Annotated in this window: 12 protein-coding genes and 1 pseudogene; 7 read left to right on the forward strand and 6 right to left on the reverse strand. The window is 57.4% G+C overall.

The annotated features are described in order from the left end of the window. Nucleotides 1–233: 233 nt before the first annotated feature. From nifA to IC66_RS0138280, 4 genes are all read left to right on the forward strand, one after another. On the forward strand, nt 234–1,982 hold the full coding sequence (nifA, locus tag IC66_RS0138265) for a nif-specific transcriptional activator NifA (RefSeq protein ID WP_014497807.1): 1,749 nt from the start codon (nt 234–236) through the stop codon (nt 1,980–1,982). Nucleotides 1,983–2,499: 517 nt separating this feature from the next. Then, nucleotides 2,500–3,366, forward strand: coding sequence for an electron transfer flavoprotein subunit beta/FixA family protein (locus IC66_RS0138270; RefSeq protein ID WP_011084835.1), 867 nt, complete (start codon nt 2,500–2,502; stop codon nt 3,364–3,366). Nucleotides 3,367–4,577: 1,211 nt separating this feature from the next. Continuing rightward, on the forward strand, nt 4,578–5,729 hold the full coding sequence (locus tag IC66_RS0138275; protein ID WP_014497805.1) for a GFA family protein: 1,152 nt from the start codon (nt 4,578–4,580) through the stop codon (nt 5,727–5,729). Then, nucleotides 5,714–6,391 carry a 2OG-Fe(II) oxygenase gene (locus tag IC66_RS0138280; protein WP_014497804.1) on the forward strand — a complete coding sequence of 226 codons (678 nt, stop codon included), beginning with the start codon at nt 5,714–5,716 and terminating at the stop codon, nt 6,389–6,391. The genes IC66_RS0138275 and IC66_RS0138280 overlap by 16 nt, the downstream gene beginning before the upstream one ends. Nucleotides 6,392–6,934: 543 nt before the next feature. On the opposite strand, the gene IC66_RS47365 is transcribed toward IC66_RS0138280, so the two are convergent. The 6 genes from IC66_RS47365 to trpD all read right to left on the reverse strand — a co-directional run bounded on the left by IC66_RS47365 (nt 6,935) and on the right by trpD (nt 12,557). Beyond that, nucleotides 6,935–7,402, reverse strand: a complete 468-nt coding sequence (locus IC66_RS47365) for a hypothetical protein (protein WP_018647484.1) — start codon at nt 7,400–7,402, stop codon at nt 6,935–6,937. A gap of 469 nt (nt 7,403–7,871) precedes the next feature. Continuing rightward, nucleotides 7,872–9,182 (reverse strand): peptide ligase PGM1-related protein, encoded by a 1,311-nt coding sequence (locus IC66_RS0138290; RefSeq protein WP_028143989.1) that lies wholly within the window; start codon nt 9,180–9,182, stop codon nt 7,872–7,874. A gap of 27 nt (nt 9,183–9,209) precedes the next feature. Then, entirely contained in the window at nt 9,210–9,845 is a 636-nt protein-coding gene (locus IC66_RS44230) for a hypothetical protein (RefSeq protein ID WP_223153701.1), read from the reverse strand. Between the two features lie 140 nt (nt 9,846–9,985). Then, nucleotides 9,986–10,246 carry a hypothetical protein gene (locus tag IC66_RS46775; protein ID WP_133415003.1) on the reverse strand — a complete coding sequence of 87 codons (261 nt, stop codon included), beginning with the start codon at nt 10,244–10,246 and terminating at the stop codon, nt 9,986–9,988. Nucleotides 10,247–11,118: 872 nt separating this feature from the next. Further along, entirely contained in the window at nt 11,119–11,304 is a 186-nt protein-coding gene (locus IC66_RS44240; RefSeq protein ID WP_014497801.1) for a hypothetical protein, read from the reverse strand. A 239-nt stretch (nt 11,305–11,543) separates the two neighbouring features. Beyond that, nucleotides 11,544–12,557, reverse strand: coding sequence for an anthranilate phosphoribosyltransferase (gene trpD, locus IC66_RS0138295; RefSeq protein WP_014497800.1), 1,014 nt, complete (start codon nt 12,555–12,557; stop codon nt 11,544–11,546). 1,196 nt (nt 12,558–13,753) lie between these two features. On the opposite strand from trpD, the gene IC66_RS0138305 reads away from it, so the two are divergent. From IC66_RS0138305 to IC66_RS0138320, 3 genes and pseudogenes are all read left to right on the forward strand, one after another. Next, nucleotides 13,754–13,987 carry a hypothetical protein gene (locus IC66_RS0138305; protein ID WP_014497799.1) on the forward strand — a complete coding sequence of 78 codons (234 nt, stop codon included), beginning with the start codon at nt 13,754–13,756 and terminating at the stop codon, nt 13,985–13,987. A 1,508-nt stretch (nt 13,988–15,495) separates the two neighbouring features. Further along, nucleotides 15,496–16,743, forward strand: a complete 1,248-nt coding sequence (gene ltrA, locus IC66_RS0138315; RefSeq protein WP_038951079.1) for a group II intron reverse transcriptase/maturase — start codon at nt 15,496–15,498, stop codon at nt 16,741–16,743. A gap of 176 nt (nt 16,744–16,919) precedes the next feature. After that, nucleotides 16,920–17,302, forward strand: a pseudogene (locus tag IC66_RS0138320) (transposase); the annotation flags it as partial.

Genomic DNA, 17,302 nt, shown 5'->3' on the forward strand with positions numbered 1-17,302 from the left:
AAGCTGACTTGAGCTTCCCAACGGACTCACGTTCTCCGCTGACCACGCGCATACAATCAACAGAAAATGAATCGAAGGCACACGGCAAGTTTACTGTCGTGCCATGAAAAAGTGTCACGGTTCGATGTCATCTCGTCAACACTTGGCGCTAGATCGAGAGTGACATGCAAAACGAACCTCGCCAATCCGGACATGGGTCCAGGGAGGATGATCAAGGAAACGGAGACAGGCTTATGCTGCATATCCCCTCCTCGAGCGAAAGACCTGCCTCGCAGCCGGAACCGGAGCGTGCCCCCCCGGGGGAGCCGTCGCATGAGAGCGCGCTGGCCGGCATCTACGAAATATCGAAAATACTAAATGCTCCCGGCCGGCTCGAAGTCACCTTGGCCAACGTTCTCGGTCTTCTGCAATCGTTTGTGCAGATGCGACACGGCCTCGTCTCGCTGTTCAACGATGACGGCGTTCCAGAACTTACAGTTGGCGCCGGCTGGAGCGAAGGCACTGACGAACGTTACCGGACGTGCGTGCCGCAGAAAGCAATCCACGAGATCGTAGCGACAGGCAGGTCTCTTATGGTCGAGAATGTAGCCGCCGAGACGGCCTTCAGCGCTGCCGACCGGGAGGTTCTCGGCGCCTCTGATAGTATACCGGTAGCGTTCATCGGGGTCCCGATTCGCGTTGATTCGACGGTCGTTGGTACGCTGACGATCGACCGTATCCCGGAAGGCAGTTCAAGTCTTCTCGAGTACGATGCGCGGCTGCTCGCCATGGTCGCGAACGTGATAGGACAAACGATCAAGTTACATCGCTTGTTCGCCGGCGATCGCGAACAATCGTTGGTGGACAAGGACCGGCTAGAGAAACAGACAGTTGATCGTGGGCCGCCCGCTCGCGAGCGCAAGCAGCTTCAGGCACACGGGATCATTGGCGACAGCCCGGCGCTGAGCGCACTGCTTGAGAAGATTGTCGTTGTAGCCAGATCAAACAGCACGGTTCTGCTGCGTGGCGAATCCGGTACCGGGAAGGAGCTGGTAGCCAAGGCCATTCACGAGTCGTCCGTTCGTGCTAAGCGGCCGTTCGTTAAGCTGAATTGCGCGGCGCTCCCCGAGACGGTCCTGGAATCGGAATTGTTTGGCCATGAGAAAGGTGCCTTTACCGGTGCTGTCAGCGCCCGCAAGGGGCGCTTCGAGCTTGCTGACAAAGGGACGCTATTTCTTGACGAGATCGGAGAGATCTCACCTCCGTTCCAGGCGAAGTTGCTGCGAGTTCTGCAAGAGCAGGAGTTCGAGCGCGTCGGCAGCAATCACACGATTAAAGTCGATGTTCGGGTGATAGCTGCGACCAACAGGAACCTTGAAGAGGCTGTGGCAAGGAGCGAATTCCGCGCGGACCTCTACTATCGTATTAGCGTAGTTCCCTTGTTGTTGCCGCCGCTTCGCGAAAGACGCAGTGATATTCCGCTGCTCGCAAGAGAGTTCCTCAGAAAGTTTAACAGCGAGAACGGCCGCTCTCTTACTCTGGAGGCGAGTGCGATCGATGTACTGATGAGCTGTAAATTTCCGGGAAATGTCCGCGAACTCGAGAACTGCATCGAGCGGACCGCGACACTCAGTGCCGGAACATCGATTGTAAGAAGTGACTTTGCATGCAGCCAAGGCCAATGCCTTTCCACGACGCTTTGGAAAAGCACATCGTATGGCAAGACAGACCCGGCGGCACCGATGCAACCGGTGCCTGCAAAGTCCATCATCCCGCTGGCTGAAACGGCCCCTCCGCCGCAGGCTGTCTGCGAACCGGGCTCATTGGCACCTTCCGGCACAGTTCTCGTTAGTGGTGCGAGAATGGCTGATCGCGAGCGGGTCGTTGCGGCTATGGAAAAGTCTGGCTGGGTGCAGGCCAAGGCAGCGCGCCTACTCGGGCTAACCCCGCGCCAAGTCGGCTACGCGCTGAGGAAATACGGAATCGAGATAAAGCGGTTCTGAGCGCCCCGCATCGGCCTGGACTGATTCCGCCAAATCGATAAGTGAAGACGGTCCGCGTAGTTAATCTAGCAATCTGAGGGGAATGGACCGCCGGGGGCGTCGGCTTGCCACGACCCCGAGAAGGGCTCAACTATTCAGCGACAGATGGGGCGGAGAGCCTCACTTGCGAGTCGCACAATCGCGAACCGCCGGTTGCTCGAAATGCAAAGAGCTATCATCCTTATCTCAATCAAGCCGGATTGGCGAACGCAATGCTTAATGACCCTCGACCGGTCCGGGCCTGCAGGGGATTAGCGGCAGTCAATCCGCAAGCAGTCCCGCCGCCACTTGCCAGCGTGGTGCTGCGAAACAGCGCTGTCCGAGCCTGCTTTGTGCCGGCATCCCTTTCAGGAAGCGCGGGGTAGAGAGGGCGCACTACCCGGTGTTAAGCCTTGTGACAGCGAGCGGTCCCAAGCGGCGGGGATGGTACAAGACTTGCTGTTCTCTTCCCAACTGACGTAACTTTAGGAGCAACACCTTGCATAATATTGTCTGCATCAAGCAAGTTCCGGACTCGGCGCAGATCCGCGTGCACCCCGTGACCAATACAATCATGCGTCAGGGAGTGCCGACCATCATCAACCCGTATGACCTATTCGCGCTCGAGGCCGCGCTGGGGCTGCGCGATCGGTTCGGTGGCGAAATTACCGTGCTTACCATGGGGCCGCCATCGGCAGAGGAGTCGTTGCGAAAGGCGCTGACTTATGGTGCTGATCGCGCCGTCCTACTTACTGATCGCTGCTTTGCGGGCTCGGATACGCTGGCCACTACGTATGCGCTTGCAACAGCGATCCGGAAAATTGGCAAGGAATATGGTCCGGCAAACCTCATCTTCACGGGAAAGCAGACCATCGACGGCGATACAGCGCAGGTTGGTCCTGGCATCGCGAAGCGACTGGGCGTAGGGCAGCTAACTTACGTTGCGAAGGTCAGATCCGTGGACGTCGCCAATGAAACAATTGAAGCGGAGCGGCGCTCGGAAGGCGGTGTGCAGGTTCTGCACACTAGGTTGCCCTGCCTCATCACCATGCTTGAGGCGACGAATCAGATTCGGCGAGGCGCGATGGCGGATGCCTTGCGTGCCGCGCGAGCCAAAATCGTGAAATGGAGCGCGCAAGATGCAGGTGTCGAAGACATCTCCAAATGTGGGCTCAAGGGCTCGCCGACTGTCGTCAAACGTGTGTTCGCTCCCCCTGCGCGGGCCGAGAGGGCGGCGCTGGTTGAGTCCGCCGAGCAGCCGGCGCAGGCGCTAATAGACGCAATCTTCTTGAATCAACCGAAGCTCGAAACCGATCTGGCGACACTTGCTCGTGACGCCCGATCTGGACTGTCCGGGCAATGTTAGCAACGCGCTCCAAGAAATGTATCAACGCTCGCACCCGAGTCGATGAGAGCGCAACATGTCGTTGTGCAACGCGGTAAGCTACCATAAGAGTTTGCTATGCCATCCGTCGATCTCGCCATCGGCTGAGGCCGCATGTTCCGTAGAGCACGTTATCGCTACGATCGAGTCCGGAGCCGCCCAGGATTGCCGGGGCACGGCCAAACAGGCCTGCGCATATTTCAGATCTTCCGTTTTGTCGTGTTCGACCGTGGAAGACCATTGCTTCCTCCGTACCGGTCGCGAGCAAAGACGGAATACGTCAGCAACCCGGGTCACCATGCTAGCGCTGCCGTCTGCACGTCCAAAGCCCTGTCGCTGGCTTTAAGGAGCAAAGCCAACCTATGCGGCGCCTTTGAAGCAATCCGCCAATTCAGCAGCCGTGTGTATGTGAACAGCCGCTGTTTCGTTCCTGACGGCGGTGCGCAGCCTCTCAAGTGCTATGCACTTGCTATGAGGATAGGTCACAAGTGTTATACCAGCTTCTTCGGAATCTGACGGAGCAAATTCAAGAGTTGGCATGATGGTTGCTGTTAGCCAGTAAAAATTAAGAGGGGGTAACCGCGAATGCGAAGAACAGGCGAGCGGCATGCCACGAACGACCTGAGGCCCTGTGAGGTCGGTAGGCACGAATTGGATTTTACAATGCTGTACCAAGTTGACAGCGGTTCGATGAAATGGCGGCAGCAGCAACCGCGAGGGCTTCATTCATTTGCTCAGGCAGCCAAAGCTGCACCGCGCGACTAGGCGTGTCATTCGCGCATGCGGCATTAGCATCAGAATGGCATGCGCGGCGAAGTATCCAAGACGATTCTCCGCGCGCATGCTCGCCGTGGCTGCCATTGCGGCATCGGATTGCTGCTGGACTGGAAGCCAACCGGATCCTCGCCGCTCCCTCAATGAACGAAGTCCCTTCGATGCGCATGACCAGGACAGAGAAGACCGCAATCTGCCGTGGCCAGGAGAACGACGAAAGTTTGCGTGAAAGGTGAACGCAACATTAGGCCCTTTGAAGCCAATGAACTCAGCGCGGTCAATAGTCGGCCCGGACATGAAGGTAGCTTCGTCAAGGACCGTTTCGCTTCTCATCTGCAGGGAGTCAAATGATATCTCAAGCGTCTCGATTTGCACCGGATCAGCCTCCGAAGTTATCCTGCGAGTACTTGACTGAGCGAGTGCGAGCCTTGTTCGGCCCGCATCCGTTCGCCTCCCAGATGTCCGGAGACCAGGTCGCCAGCCTGCTGCCTGAATACCTAGCGATGTCACAGGCGTTCCCGTACCTGCAGGCAGGGTCGCAAAGGGACCTCATATTCGATGCAATGCATCAAAATCGGGACATTGGGAGGGACATTGAACTGACCAGCGTGGTCGCGAATTTTATCTGCTGGGATGAGACCGGTGGCCATGGCGGGATTCTCCGGGGCGGCAAGGCGGCGTTGCCCGATATTCTTTTGACAGAAAACTTTCACTCCAACCTCTTGAGAAAGGATGCTGCACGACTACTCGGCAGAGCGATAAGGCCCAACTATAGCGACAGGACGAAGCAGTACCTGCATTCTCTCTATGCCGGATTGTCATCGAAAGACCCCCTGGTTCGTTGCGCCTACATGGTCGCCTTTGAGCTCCATGCTGCAGACATGATCCAGTCGCTGTGGACCACTCTGGTCAAAACCTTCAAGGCGCGGCCGGACGATCTTGAGTATTTTCGCGGCCATGTCGGCGGAGAAGATCCCGCGGAGAAGTACCACGGAGAAATGACAGGCCGGCTGATTGGTGAACTTGTGCAGCCTGGCCTTAATGATCGCTTTTTGAATGAATTCGGCCGAGCCTATCGGCTCAGCGTCCAGTGGTGTCGCGATCTGCTCGGAACGGCGGCGCGTACGGGAGATGATCACTCCGAGATGCAACATCATGGCCGTTGTCATTGCGGCGCTATCAAATTCTACGTCAATGCACCTCGAGAGCTCTCTGCAGTTCGATGCAATTGCTCAATTTGTCAAATGTCTGGATTTGTCCACTTGCTCGTACCTGGCGATAAGCTGCGCATCGAGTGCGGCGAAGAGTTCCTCACGACATACCAGTTCAACAAGAATATTGCGCGGCACACGTTTTGCCGGCTTTGTGGCGTAAAGCCATTCTATAGGCCGAGGTCGAATCCCTCCGGGTACAGCGTAAATATCCGATGTCTGGATAGAAAGACCATCGAGCACTTAAGAATATCTGAGTTCGATGGCGCGCATTGGGAGCAAGCATTCCTGTCAATGCAGCAGGACCCGGAGTCATGCTTCGAAGATCAAAGGAGTGAGCTCGAATGGCGCGCGCAATGAAAGATAAATCCTGTCTTCTTTCAGAAGAAGTCCTGACAAAGTACCGGATTGAGCTGCTAGTAAAGGGGTCCGTCGTAATCGCCCCGCAAATGTTATTCACTCAAGACGACATAGCCAGGATCGATCAGCTGCAGGCTGAGATTCCGGAAGAAGAAGTGCGGGAGGGAGATGCGGGCGACTTGCACAGCGTCTTTGTCCAGCGCGTGAGGGTAGACCCGCCCGGCCACGCGCCTAGCAACGTGAGTGGTACTGCTTCGGGTCAGATCATGGAGCTGCTCGAAAGTAGAGATCGCAGCTTCGCGCTAAGAAAGATCTTCGGAGCATCCGCAGATTACGTGGTTCGCCGATGCCAGATGCATCGTATGCCGCCGGGGTCCTTTATCGGCATTCATTTGGATGCGGCGAGTGATCCGGATTTCGAGTACTCGGTGATTGTGCAGCTAGCGAGAGACTTCGACGGCGGTGAATTCGTGGTATATCCAACCGGGTACGAACAACACGTATTCCGGCCGCCATTTGGCGCTGTGCTTGTCACAACCTGTAAGGTCCGGCATGAGGTAAAGCCGGTATCAAGCGGGGAGCGCCGATCCCTCGTATACTTCTGTTCAAAACGCAGCGGCGTGAACCGCCGGATCATCGAGGGTTCTAACGCTCGGCCCTAGCGTGCCGCGCCTGGTATGGGTCTCTGCAAATCGTGGGCTGAGCGAGCTCTCCGGGGAATTGATGGCTTTCCCATCTTGCGGGTCCTTCGTGAGGTCCGACACGAGTCTGGTCGCAAGCGATGGCTTACATTGATCGTACGCGTCCGGTGACGGCCCCTAGTTGGGCGTCTTGAGCGGATGGCCGACCTCGCTCATGGGGCATGAGCGACGTTCTGAGGTTACCAATTCCGGGCGTGAGTTCGTGGACGCGCTTGGCGAGATGATCCAGCAGGCAGGCCAGCACAAGCCTGTGGATCTAGGGCTTGGCTGTGGCGATGAAGTGATCGCTTTGGTCGTGTCATTGTTACTCCAAGCTCTGCGCCCCGATCCGGGCCTTTTCCTCGCCCGTCCATCGTCGGCGACGATCCCAGTGATCACCTCGACGCGACGATCACCTTGCTACTGGCTCGAGCATGGTATTTGCCATCGTTCCTCCTCCACGGATCCGCTCATGCCGAGCTGTATCGCGGGCGCCGAAAGGGGAGCGGTTGGGGCCTCACGCCGTTACAATGGGCCGAATATTTCCACCACAATCACCACAATCACGAGGAGAGTGGTCGCAAAGGCCATGATGACCATTCCGCTGCCCGCAGGTAGGAGGCTGAGAGGCGAGGCGATAGGATTGCAGATCGACGGCATCACACGGGGCGGGAGATTGAGCCTCTCAGTGCTATCGAAGATATAGCTAGTCGGGCGTCGGGACTCACGGACCACACATCCAAAGCTGGGTTGCATCCCCGCGGAATTGTCAGCCAGCTGGTCCCGACCGGGGTTGTCCGGCGGCTGCCCGGGAACGAGCGGCGTTTGGCTGTAGTAGGGACCACCATGCTTGGAGCTCGGTGCCACCTCGCGCAGAGCAGTCTGCCTGACAAATGCGGAACTTGCGCCAGCGGCCACATTCATGGCTTTTGCAACTCCAGATGCAAGCAGAATCAAAGCCAAGTCGAACAAGATCAATCGGATCAGCCTCATTGGGGCTCCGAAGATAGCTGCTGCGGCCGCGTTCTTTGCGGCAACTCCTGCTCCTATGCAGCAATTTACGTGCCGGCAAAGTGCGGTCTTTTGGGGCCGCTTATTTCATAGTGAAACTCGCATAAACCCAAGCCAGCGAGTGCAATCGCCCATCGTATTGTCGAGTTTCAACGTAGGCGTCGCAAATCGGCCAAGCAGGACGTGCAATGCGATTAGCTTTTGGGGTCGGCAACTGCGCTGGCAGCCTTACGCCATGACGCTCGTCGCTGTACAAGCTTCGGCGCACCGCTGGTCTCGTCCGGGACGAACAAGAGCACTCTCATAGGGCCACCATTCATCGTCCGACCAAAGCTTGCTCGGTGATTGGGGCACCTTCGTCGCCACGTGAAGGAAGGGAGGCGCGCGTTCCCGGTGCGCGATGGTGTATCCCAGGCTTCGAAGCGATGAATTGAGCGGCTGACGATGTTTGCTACGACTTCAATAGTCGGTGTTGCTGATCGTGGGCCGCGGGCCTGTTCGGCGCAATCACAACGCACTCCACAGTGCCAGCCTTTTCATCGGCAGCAAGCGGGATCACGCCCTCCTTACGTGTGTGGTCGAATATAAGTCCATCCTTGACGAGACGATCATGCGCCGCCCGGAAGGATGCTGATCGCACATTTCTCACAGATAAAATAACGTTACAGCCGAAATAGTCGACGCCTAGCAGCCGGACGGCAATGTTGTGTAACACCGAGCCGCCACCCCAGCGGCCGTTCGCTTCATTGAACAGCAACCGCCCGTCTTGTGCGAAAATGGCGTCGATGTTGATCATTCCGCGATACCCCAGGTCTCGCGCGAGTGCCACAAAACGGTAGGCATGGGCCTGGGCAGCTAACAATTGCTCTTCCTCCAAGTCGCTTGGAAGCTCAAGTCCCGTCCGGATCAGAGCTCTTTCGGATCGGTCTGCGCTTTTACGCAGACGTATGCTTCCACTATTGACAAAAGCGATTGATGCATCATCCTGGATTGTATACTCGAGATAGAATAAAGATCGGGCCAAGTGGTACGATTCCACGACCAGCGTCTTACACGAGGCTGTTGTCATCTCAGACCACAATGCTTCGGGATCAAACGACGGCCACGAAACCCACCGAGTATCTCTGGCTCCAGGTAGCGGATCGCTCTTATTGCTGGTCAGGATGACGTTTCCAACTCCACCAGCTCCATTATCCAACTTTACAATGACCGTGCCGGTCTCGGATTTGAGGGAGGTGACGGCTTTGAACAGTCCATTTGGGTCTGTCGCGACTGATCCATGGGGGAGCGGAAGTGCAACGCTTGTTGCCAATTGACGGAAGTGGCTCTTGCGATTCAACAGATCAGGCCCGCGCTGCAAAGCGAAGTCGTCACCGGTCTTCGGTATGCCTAGAATGGCCGCCAAGCGTGCGACGCCTTCAGTAGAGTAGCAGGGATACAATTGCCAGTCTGATTTCTGGCGAATATGTCTTTTGAGCCGCTCGACAACAGTTTTGGACAGTAACGTACAATCATCGAGGATTGTCGATTGGCGGCTCGCAGGTACAAGCAGGCGAAGAGCCGATGAATGGAAATTGAGCGTTCCGCCAATGAAGGATAACAGATCGGCCGGGATCACTACCGGAGAGACTATCAGGTCGCCCTCCTGAGCAAACCACGCTGAACGAAATGCCGAGTTGGCGGCCAGCGAAAGTTGAGCTTTTGTTAGGTGGGCGCCCGACATCTGAGGCGTACCGGCATTCATAATCAGGATTCGCGGCATTCTCGACCTCCGGACATCTGGTCGTGATCAGGATGGGATCGTCATGGCAACCACGAAGTCGTTGCCATGCCGTGGCAAGGCTCTGGGAGAGGGGAGAATTTGCGCCATCTCGATGTCACCTGCGATGCAGCGGGAGAGAACGGCCCGCCTCGAATCTGCCGATCTCAATTTATGGCTCGGCCGCGTATGAAATGATCTCGCAGAGCCCGATAAACGGGCTCTGACCAAACATGGGCGATCAGCGCTTGCGCCTCGATCCGGCAGTCGCCGCCGCTTGGTCACATAAGCGGCGGGTGCGTCTTCCCATCGAGCAACGGCTCGACCGACCAGCATTCGGCTACATTTGGATGTTCCGTAAGCACTCGCTCTATTCTTGCTGGAAAGATATTCTCGCTTGAAATAATCGAGAGTTGTTTTGCCGCGGTGAAGCGGAATAGATCCATCGGCCTCGCAGTGTCCATTGTCGCCGGCGAGGCTGGGGATCTCGAGTCGGGCTCCTCTCAGGGCACCAAACTGGCTCTCCAAGGCGCGAGCGATCCGCTCAATGTATCGATTGAGGATGACATAGCTGGACGGCTTCCGTTCGAAATGAATCGCGGTCTTGTCAAAGGTATAGGTAGCGCTTCCCTCGGCCGGGGTGGAAAAATTCAGCTTGCTATTCATGCGTGTCAGGTCCGCGCATTCTGTTTGCGCCACCCGCAACGGCCCCCCAAATCCTGACGAGGCCCCGGTCATATGCTTCGGCTGGCGCTTGTACAGGCTGTGCTCACACGGTCTTGGCGGAAGCCTTCTTTTAATGGCTGTCATGGGGTGCGAACGATGGATATCGCTCGAGGGAAATCTGCCGATCGATCGATCACTCCGCTCTGCTCAGCTGCGGTGTGCATCTTCCGGTAATGATCGGCACACCACGAAGAGGTCTTCTTGCCGCGTTTTTGATATACAGGCTCGCCGCACATATAGGCCGCTCTCATATCTCCATCTTTGAAACCGATGATGCAACGGCACTGGCCTTCAACATGATGAACTAACAGGACCTTCTTAAGGCCATCGCGGTCTTTCAACTTGCTGCTCCAGCCTGCCAAACAATTTCTTCCGATGCCGCGCTGGTCACGCGGAGTCGCCCGCGCGGGCCACTCGTCGAAACCCGCGCGGGCTCACCATCTGCCAAACCTTGCACGGTCGAAACGCCTTGCCAGGTGCGGAAAGGAGCTTGAAGGTGGCGGGTTCGGCGAACTGAGTTTTGTGCGTTGCTGCGCGAGACGAGCAGCTTCAGGAAGCGGGCGCCACCTAAGCGCTTCCGATAGACTTCCACGTCGATCAATTCTGACCTTATCGGCTCCCGTGGCGAAGTGGCCGCCGGCGGCCATATTGTCAGGATCAGAAATGCCGAACCATTTAGAGCTACGTGCGAGCTCTGGCGCCGCGATCGGAACTCGCTGCACAGCCCTCCCGAGCGAGGGACTATAGACAATGAGGAGCATGACCGGCCATCGGTCAGCGGATATGACCAGCTGAGGCATTCGCAGTCCCTCACACGATAGGTGCCACGCCCGAGAGCGTACGATTTAACGTTACGTCAGATTCAAGCCCCTTTTTTGCGGCCTATGAAAACGTGACCAAGGTAATGCTGGCCCAAGCAGTCCCCCAAGGGGCTATCGCGAACATGTAGCGCCGCCGTGAGGGGGGCGAGCCCCAGTTAATGAGGGCCATTGAGGAGAGATCCAGCGAACGCGTCGGCGGCGTACCCAACGCACGTCGCCGCTCGCTTCCGGCGAAATTTGGAGTTGCTCAGGGGGCGTATGCGGGAATCACCATCGGCGGTCAGTCTGAGAAGGCGAGATATCGAAGCCAAGCTTGGCAAGTGTTTTTGGCGTTTGCGTAAAGCGCCACGCTGGCCTGCCAGTCTCTCGGCATGTAGGCGGCAACGGCGCACCTAATGCGCTCTCAGCAGAACACGTCGTTTTGCCTCGAAAAGATGCTCATCCAGGGTATCGTGCAGCGCACGCCGCAGCTCTGGCGGGATGGAGCTATCTGTATCGATCAATTCCCGAAACTTCCGGATGATGTGTTCTATTGTTGCGATCGTTCCCAGTGTTTCCATCCTCTGCCAGGGCATCATCCATTGTCTCCTTTGGCGCGTAACGCACGTTGCGCCGCGGGTCCTCACCTCAGCAACCGGGCCGAGAACAGCCTCTAGTCGGCAAAGGGGTGGCTGTCGGACACCTGCTCAGCGCGAGTTGTTTCGTCAGCGGCGCTCACTCAAATTCCGCAGAAGTGGCGCGCATTTGCAGCTGCAATATTCTTGCGCACGTAAGCTGCACTCTTGATCGCATTAGTCGAGCCTCAGCCAGCTCAGCTTTAGGCGTTTGAAACCGCAATCAAGCGAGTCAGCCGGGCGGCTGCAGCGCCGTGATCAAGTGATTCTTGGCCAAGTGCCACGCCTTGCTGTAGGTTCGAGGCACGACCGGCCACCACCAGTGCCGCCGCCGCGTTCAAAAGTGCGGCATCACGAAAAGGGCCTGGGAGGCCGTCGAGCACTTTCTCTAACGCAATGGCATGAGACTCGCAATCACAGCTCTCCAGCGCATCGGCGCGGTAGCGGGGGAGCCCGGCTTCTTCCGGCGTCACTTCGAACGTGCGGACTGTACCGGCCTCGACCGCAGCAACAAAGCTTGTCCCGGCGAGGGATATTTCATCGAGCCCGTCCGAGCCATGAACAACCCATACCGAATCGGCACCCAGGTTCTTCAAGACGTACGCCAATGGCTGCACCCATTTGCGAGCGAAAACTCCAAGGATCTGCCGCTTGACGCCGGCCGGATTAGACAAAGCCTCGATTAGATTGAACATTGTGTGGGTTCCAAGCACGCTTCGGATCTGGCTGATGCGCTGCATCGCAGGATAGCCGGCTGACGCAAACATGAAGCCAATGCCGGCTTCGTGCACACAACGTGCGATCGCATCAGGCTTGAGATCGACCTTTACGCCTAGACTCGCCAACACGTCTGCGGTGCTTGAACGCAAAGTCGCAGCGCGGTTAACATACTTGGCGACAGGAACGCCGGCCCCGGCGACGATGAAGGAAGCGCACGTCGATACGTTGAGCGGACGCATCGCCCCGTCGCTCGCACCAGTGATATCGATGGGGTCGCATTGCATTTCCACCTTGGGCATTAAATTCCGCATTGCGGACGCGGCGCCGGTGACTTCTTCGACTGTTTCGCCGCGGACTCTCATCCCAATCAACAAGCCACCGATCTGCGAGGGAGTTGCGTCACCCGACATCATGCTGTCGAACGCTGACGCAGCCTCCTCGCGCGTCAGTATGGCGCCCGTGGCAACTTTCGCGATGATCGACTTGAGCGGTTCCATCGAACTGTGCACGTCCCTTGTCCAATCTGAGCTGCGACCGTTCAGCCAGACGTCTTTGCAGCCGAGTGCCTTGTTGCAGCTGCCTGTCTATTCGCACTCGCTATGCCGCACTTGTCCAACAGGCGGCCGACAGATGAAACGTGAGCATCTGTGGCGACGCTACAACCTGACGCTACGTGAGGGTCAAGCCCTCTCCATTCGATGGTGCCCTAGATAGGACGCCGGCGGCTGGTCAGAGGACTGCAGTCGCTTGATACCAGAACAATAGCGTCGTCTCGAGCCTGCTTGCCGGCGATATTAGGAGGGTCACAAGGCTTTTGGCTTCCGGCGCCGCCGTGGCGGGGGCCGCCGGTTAACCTTCGTGCGATGTGCTGCACGTGAGCTGGGACGACTTCTGGTAAGGAGCCGGGCGGACAAGTCGTAGCACCTTCACTTCGATCTGCTGCTCTGATTGCCGATGTCCCGCCCGGAGATCACGTATCGGCATTGCTGACTGAGGCGATCTTGCTTGGATCTGAGGCAGACAGTGATAGCAAAGCGATCTGGTATGTGACTACTACAAAGGCGTAACACGTCTTCCATACAGGCCTCTTTCTCCTCTGCGGTCGGCGCTTGATCAAGCGCGTTGGCTGGCGCGAGCATGACCGTTGTCATTGCCAGGCCAAGAGCGATGGCGCCGTAGCGAAGTCCGAGGTCCGAAGCCAACTTAGTTCGTTGTTTCTGAATCATAACATTCCTTCAATTCGGGTGGGGTGACGTTTTGTTCTTGCTGTGTGCGGAGCGCATCATCTGCCAACCGGAAAGCTGCGGATCTGCTTAGCTGGCTGTCGGCAAGCTCGTTATTCTACTTTGCGGTTCTCATTGTACGGAGCCCGTCATCCGCCGGGAATGACATTCGATGAATCGGGGGTAGGCCTGCACCGGATGGTGTTAGGCTCTCTATTTCGTCGTCCTGGGCTAGCGTACATATTTGAAGCATTCGCAAATGTCGTGATGTCAGGAATCCCCTGGCTCTCAGTGGTGATCCCCACTTGTCCCAACTCGTACAATCTAACGATGCATGCGATTCAAAGTCTCTTCATAAGACCGATGGTCTAAAGCTGTCGGGGGCTGTGGACTAGGGATCGACCGCTTCGGCAGCCGAGCCACGAGCGTCGCTCCTACGTGATGATACGGAGCGTAGGTGTCGCAATTGTTTGATCTACGAATTGCATGCTCTCGGCATGAATCCGAAAAGCAAACTCTACCAACCCGATCACTGGCGAGGCCGCGCGCAAGCAACGCGAAAGAAGGCGGCAGCGCTCGTTGACGGGAAAGCAAAAGACAGGTTGCTTAAGATTGCCTTCGAATACGACAAGTTAGCGCAGCGCGCCCTCGTGTGGCGGATGCGCAAAAATGAGGACGATACGTGGCCTGAGCAAGAGCTGTAAGCGCTGCTACGGCCAATCAAGGCTTCAGCCTTTTGAACTATACCCAACCCAAGGGCGAGGCTGATATCGCTCAACAAGCAAGTCAATCCCGCCTGCTCCGAGCGTTGCGGGAGCGAGGAGCGAGGCGGCCGGGCCGTCCTATGCCATAGGACGTGAGGGCGGAGCCGGCCGCTTGCCCAACGTTCCTTCAGGTCTCTTTGCTTCGTCAGCTTCTCGAAAGCTAGCTTTCACATAACGGTAATGCGGAGTACCAGTTCTCACTTGCAGTCAATCCGTTGCGCCTAACGAGGAAGCCCGGATGCCACCTGCGCGGTACGTCGAGCTGCTACTGGTCATTTTTGGCACTTAGCCGCGGCCGCAACGGCATATCAGTGTCTTTCATTTCAGACATCTGGGTTATGCGTCGGAATTCCTATTGCGGTCGCCGGAACAGCGCACTCTAAATCCAGGTCGCAGCGCGAATTGCGCGCCGGCATCAGGTTATTCGCAGCCGTGGCGGCTGCAGCATGCGATAGGCCCTAGAAGCCTCGCGCGGTCGCCATGCACGGGAGGCTGTCAGAAGAAGGCTGTGATGACCAAGTAGATTCCAGCCCAAAGCACCGCATTTATGAGAAGTGCGACGAGGAGCTCCCAGTTCCACCTTCTCTGCGGTTGCAAGGAGGGACGATCGGCGCCGAAATGCTTGATCATTGGGGGCTTTGTTGCGCGCGAATGTACGTCTCATTGCGCTGAGCGCCGGCCAACAGAAATATGCCAAGCTTTGCATGCCTCCTATCACTCATAAGCTAGCAGTCCTCTCTTCATAGGGCGGTAGGAGAAACGATGTTCGTTGCGTCGCGACCACTCGGCCGATTGATTGCTCGTGTATCTTCGGAACGGCAAGGTCGCGTTCGGCCCACGCAGCAAGCTACATGCCAGAAGGTAGAACTGTCGGCAGCGCCTTTCATTTGATGGGTTGGTCAAACGGAGCCGCTGCGCGACGTCGGAGTCGCGACATTCCTGTCGGAAACAAAACCCGCATTACCGTGTGCAACGAACACCGGCGGCGACGCCGGTGATGCTGTGTTGAAGATGGGAGTTTGGCCTCCCGGAGCCGGCCTTCAGGGGCAGGCTTCAAACCACCTCATGCTGCCGCGTTCAAAAGGCGCGGTGGTGAGCGATGAGGAAAAAGGCGGTGAATGAAACCGTCAGGTAAGTGACAAGAAGATGAGTGCAAGCGAACCGCCGATGACGTATCGAAATGGGTTCAAGACGCTGTCAAAACGGGCGTGGGGTAGTAGCGCTCGGAGGAGTGTGGGCGGAGCCTGTTTACGGCCCACGCGGCAGCCGGTGCATAGGCGGCATGATCTCGTCACAGGCTTCAACACGGAACGTGGGAACCTGACGCAATGCGTCAGGGGCGGAGCAACCCGTAATAGTGAGGAAGCGGCTGTAATGGCCGTGGAGCAAAGGGGTTGCGTTATCCTGCCGGCGTCACTGCGCCAACCGGGAAGACCGGGAGGAGCACGGTGAACTCCGGCAAACCGTTGCCCATCACCAAGCGGATGGTGTGGGAAGCCTATAAGCTTGTGAAGAAGAAGGGAAAGGCGGCGGGCGTCGATGGCCAGAGTCTCGAAGACTTTGCCGGCGATCTTGAGAACCACCTCTACCGGCTGTGGAATCGGTTGGCGTCAGGAAGTTACTTCCCGCCACCAGTGCGGCGGGTCGAGATTCCTAAGGCCGGCGGTGGGATTCGTCCTCTTGGCATACCGACGGTCGCGGACCGTATCGCCCAGATGGTGGTCAAACGGTGTCTGGAGCCGGTGTTGGATGGAGAATTTGATCCGGACTCCTACGGCTACAGGCCCGGAAAATCGGCCCATCAGGCCATAGAGCAGGCGCGTAAGCGGTGCTGGCAGCACGACTGGGTCGTAGATCTCGACATCAAGAGCTTTTTCGACACGATCGATCATGAACTCTTGATGCGCGCGGTCTATCGACACACGAAAGCTGACTGGATCCGGCTCTACATTGAGCGGTGGCTTAAGGCTCCGGTCGAGATGCCCGATGGATCGGTTCGGGCGAGGACGACAGGCACGCCTCAAGGGGGTGTGGTCAGTCCAATCCTGGCAAACTTGTTCCTGCACTACGTGTTCGACGTTTGGATGAAGGGGTCTTATCCCCACATTCCGTTCGAACGCTACGCCGACGACATCATCTGCCATTGCCGCACGCGGCAGGAAGCGGAGGAACTTAAATCGACGCTGGAACGACGGTTTGCTGACTGCCATTTATTGCTGCATCCGGAGAAGACTAAAGTGGTCTACTGCGCTGACAGCAATCGACGGCGGTCCTACCCGCAGATCCATTTTGACTTCCTGGGCTTTAGCTTCCGCCCCCGTATGGCGAAGAACCGGTGGGGCAGGATCTTCACCTGCTTCCTTCCGGGCGTGAGTCCGAACTCTCTCAAGGAGATGAGGGCTCGCATTCGAGGATGGCGCTTGCCTCAGCATTCGCCGCTTCCGCTTGAAGACATCGCGCGTAGTCTCAGCCCCGTCCTTCGGGGCTGGGATCAATACTACGGGCGATTCTACCCGACGGAACTGCGTAGGCTCTATGAGTACTTCGATGAGCGCCTCGGCGCGTGGCTTCGGTGCAAGTACAAGCAACTGAAGGGCCATCGGGGACGGTCGTTGCGGAAACTCAACGAGATGGCGAAGCAAAATCCAAAGCTCTTTGTCCATTGGCAAAAGCTTGGACGGGCTACGGTTGGATAACAGGAGCCGGATGATGCGAGAGTATCACGTCCGGATCTGTGAGCGGCCGAGGGTGAAACTCCCTCGGCCTACTCGACAGCAAAAGGTGAGCGCCTCGCGAGCGTCATGCCGTATGACCTTGCCCCGTGGACTTAATCCAGATTGAAGTTCGCTCTGGCCGATATGAGGACCAGAGCATGAAGCGCAGCCGCTTTACGGAAGAGCAGATCATCGGGATTTTGAAGGAGCACGAAGCTGGCGTGTCGGTTGCCGATCTGTGCCGGAAGCACGGCGTCAGCGATGCCAGCATCTACAAATGGAAAGCCAAGTTTGGCGGGATGGAGGTCTCGGAGGCCAAGCGGCTGAGGACGCTGGAGGATGAGAACACGCGGCTGAAGCGGCTTTTGGCCGATCGTGGACGCCCACGGGATGAGCGAACGGCGGGCGTGTAAAGCCATCGGCTGTTGCCGCATGACCATCAGATATCGGACGACCCGGGCGGACGACGCGGCCCTACGCCAACGCATGAGAGCGATTGCCGAGGTGCGCCGTCGCTTCGGCTATCGGCGCCTGCATGTTC

The organism is Bradyrhizobium genomosp. III, assembly GCF_000261705.1.
Lineage (GTDB): Bacteria > Pseudomonadota > Alphaproteobacteria > Rhizobiales > Xanthobacteraceae > Bradyrhizobium > Bradyrhizobium ottawaense.

Bases quoted from the DNA above. Each gene is read 5' to 3' on its own strand.
- IC66_RS44230 (WP_223153701.1), bottom strand. From the start codon at position 9,845: ATGAATAGCAAGCTGAATTTTTCCACCCCGGCCGAGGGAAGCGCTACC.
- trpD (WP_014497800.1), bottom strand. From the start codon at position 12,557: ATGGAACCGCTCAAGTCGATCATCGCGAAAGTTGCCACGGGCGCCATA.
- IC66_RS47365 (WP_018647484.1), bottom strand. From the start codon at position 7,402: ATGAGGCTGATCCGATTGATCTTGTTCGACTTGGCTTTGATTCTGCTT.
- IC66_RS0138290 (WP_028143989.1), bottom strand. From the start codon at position 9,182: ATGCCGCGAATCCTGATTATGAATGCCGGTACGCCTCAGATGTCGGGC.
- nifA (WP_014497807.1), top strand. From the start codon at position 234: ATGCTGCATATCCCCTCCTCGAGCGAAAGACCTGCCTCGCAGCCGGAA.
- IC66_RS0138280 (WP_014497804.1), top strand. From the start codon at position 5,714: ATGGCGCGCGCAATGAAAGATAAATCCTGTCTTCTTTCAGAAGAAGTC.
- IC66_RS44240 (WP_014497801.1), bottom strand. From the start codon at position 11,304: ATGATGCCCTGGCAGAGGATGGAAACACTGGGAACGATCGCAACAATA.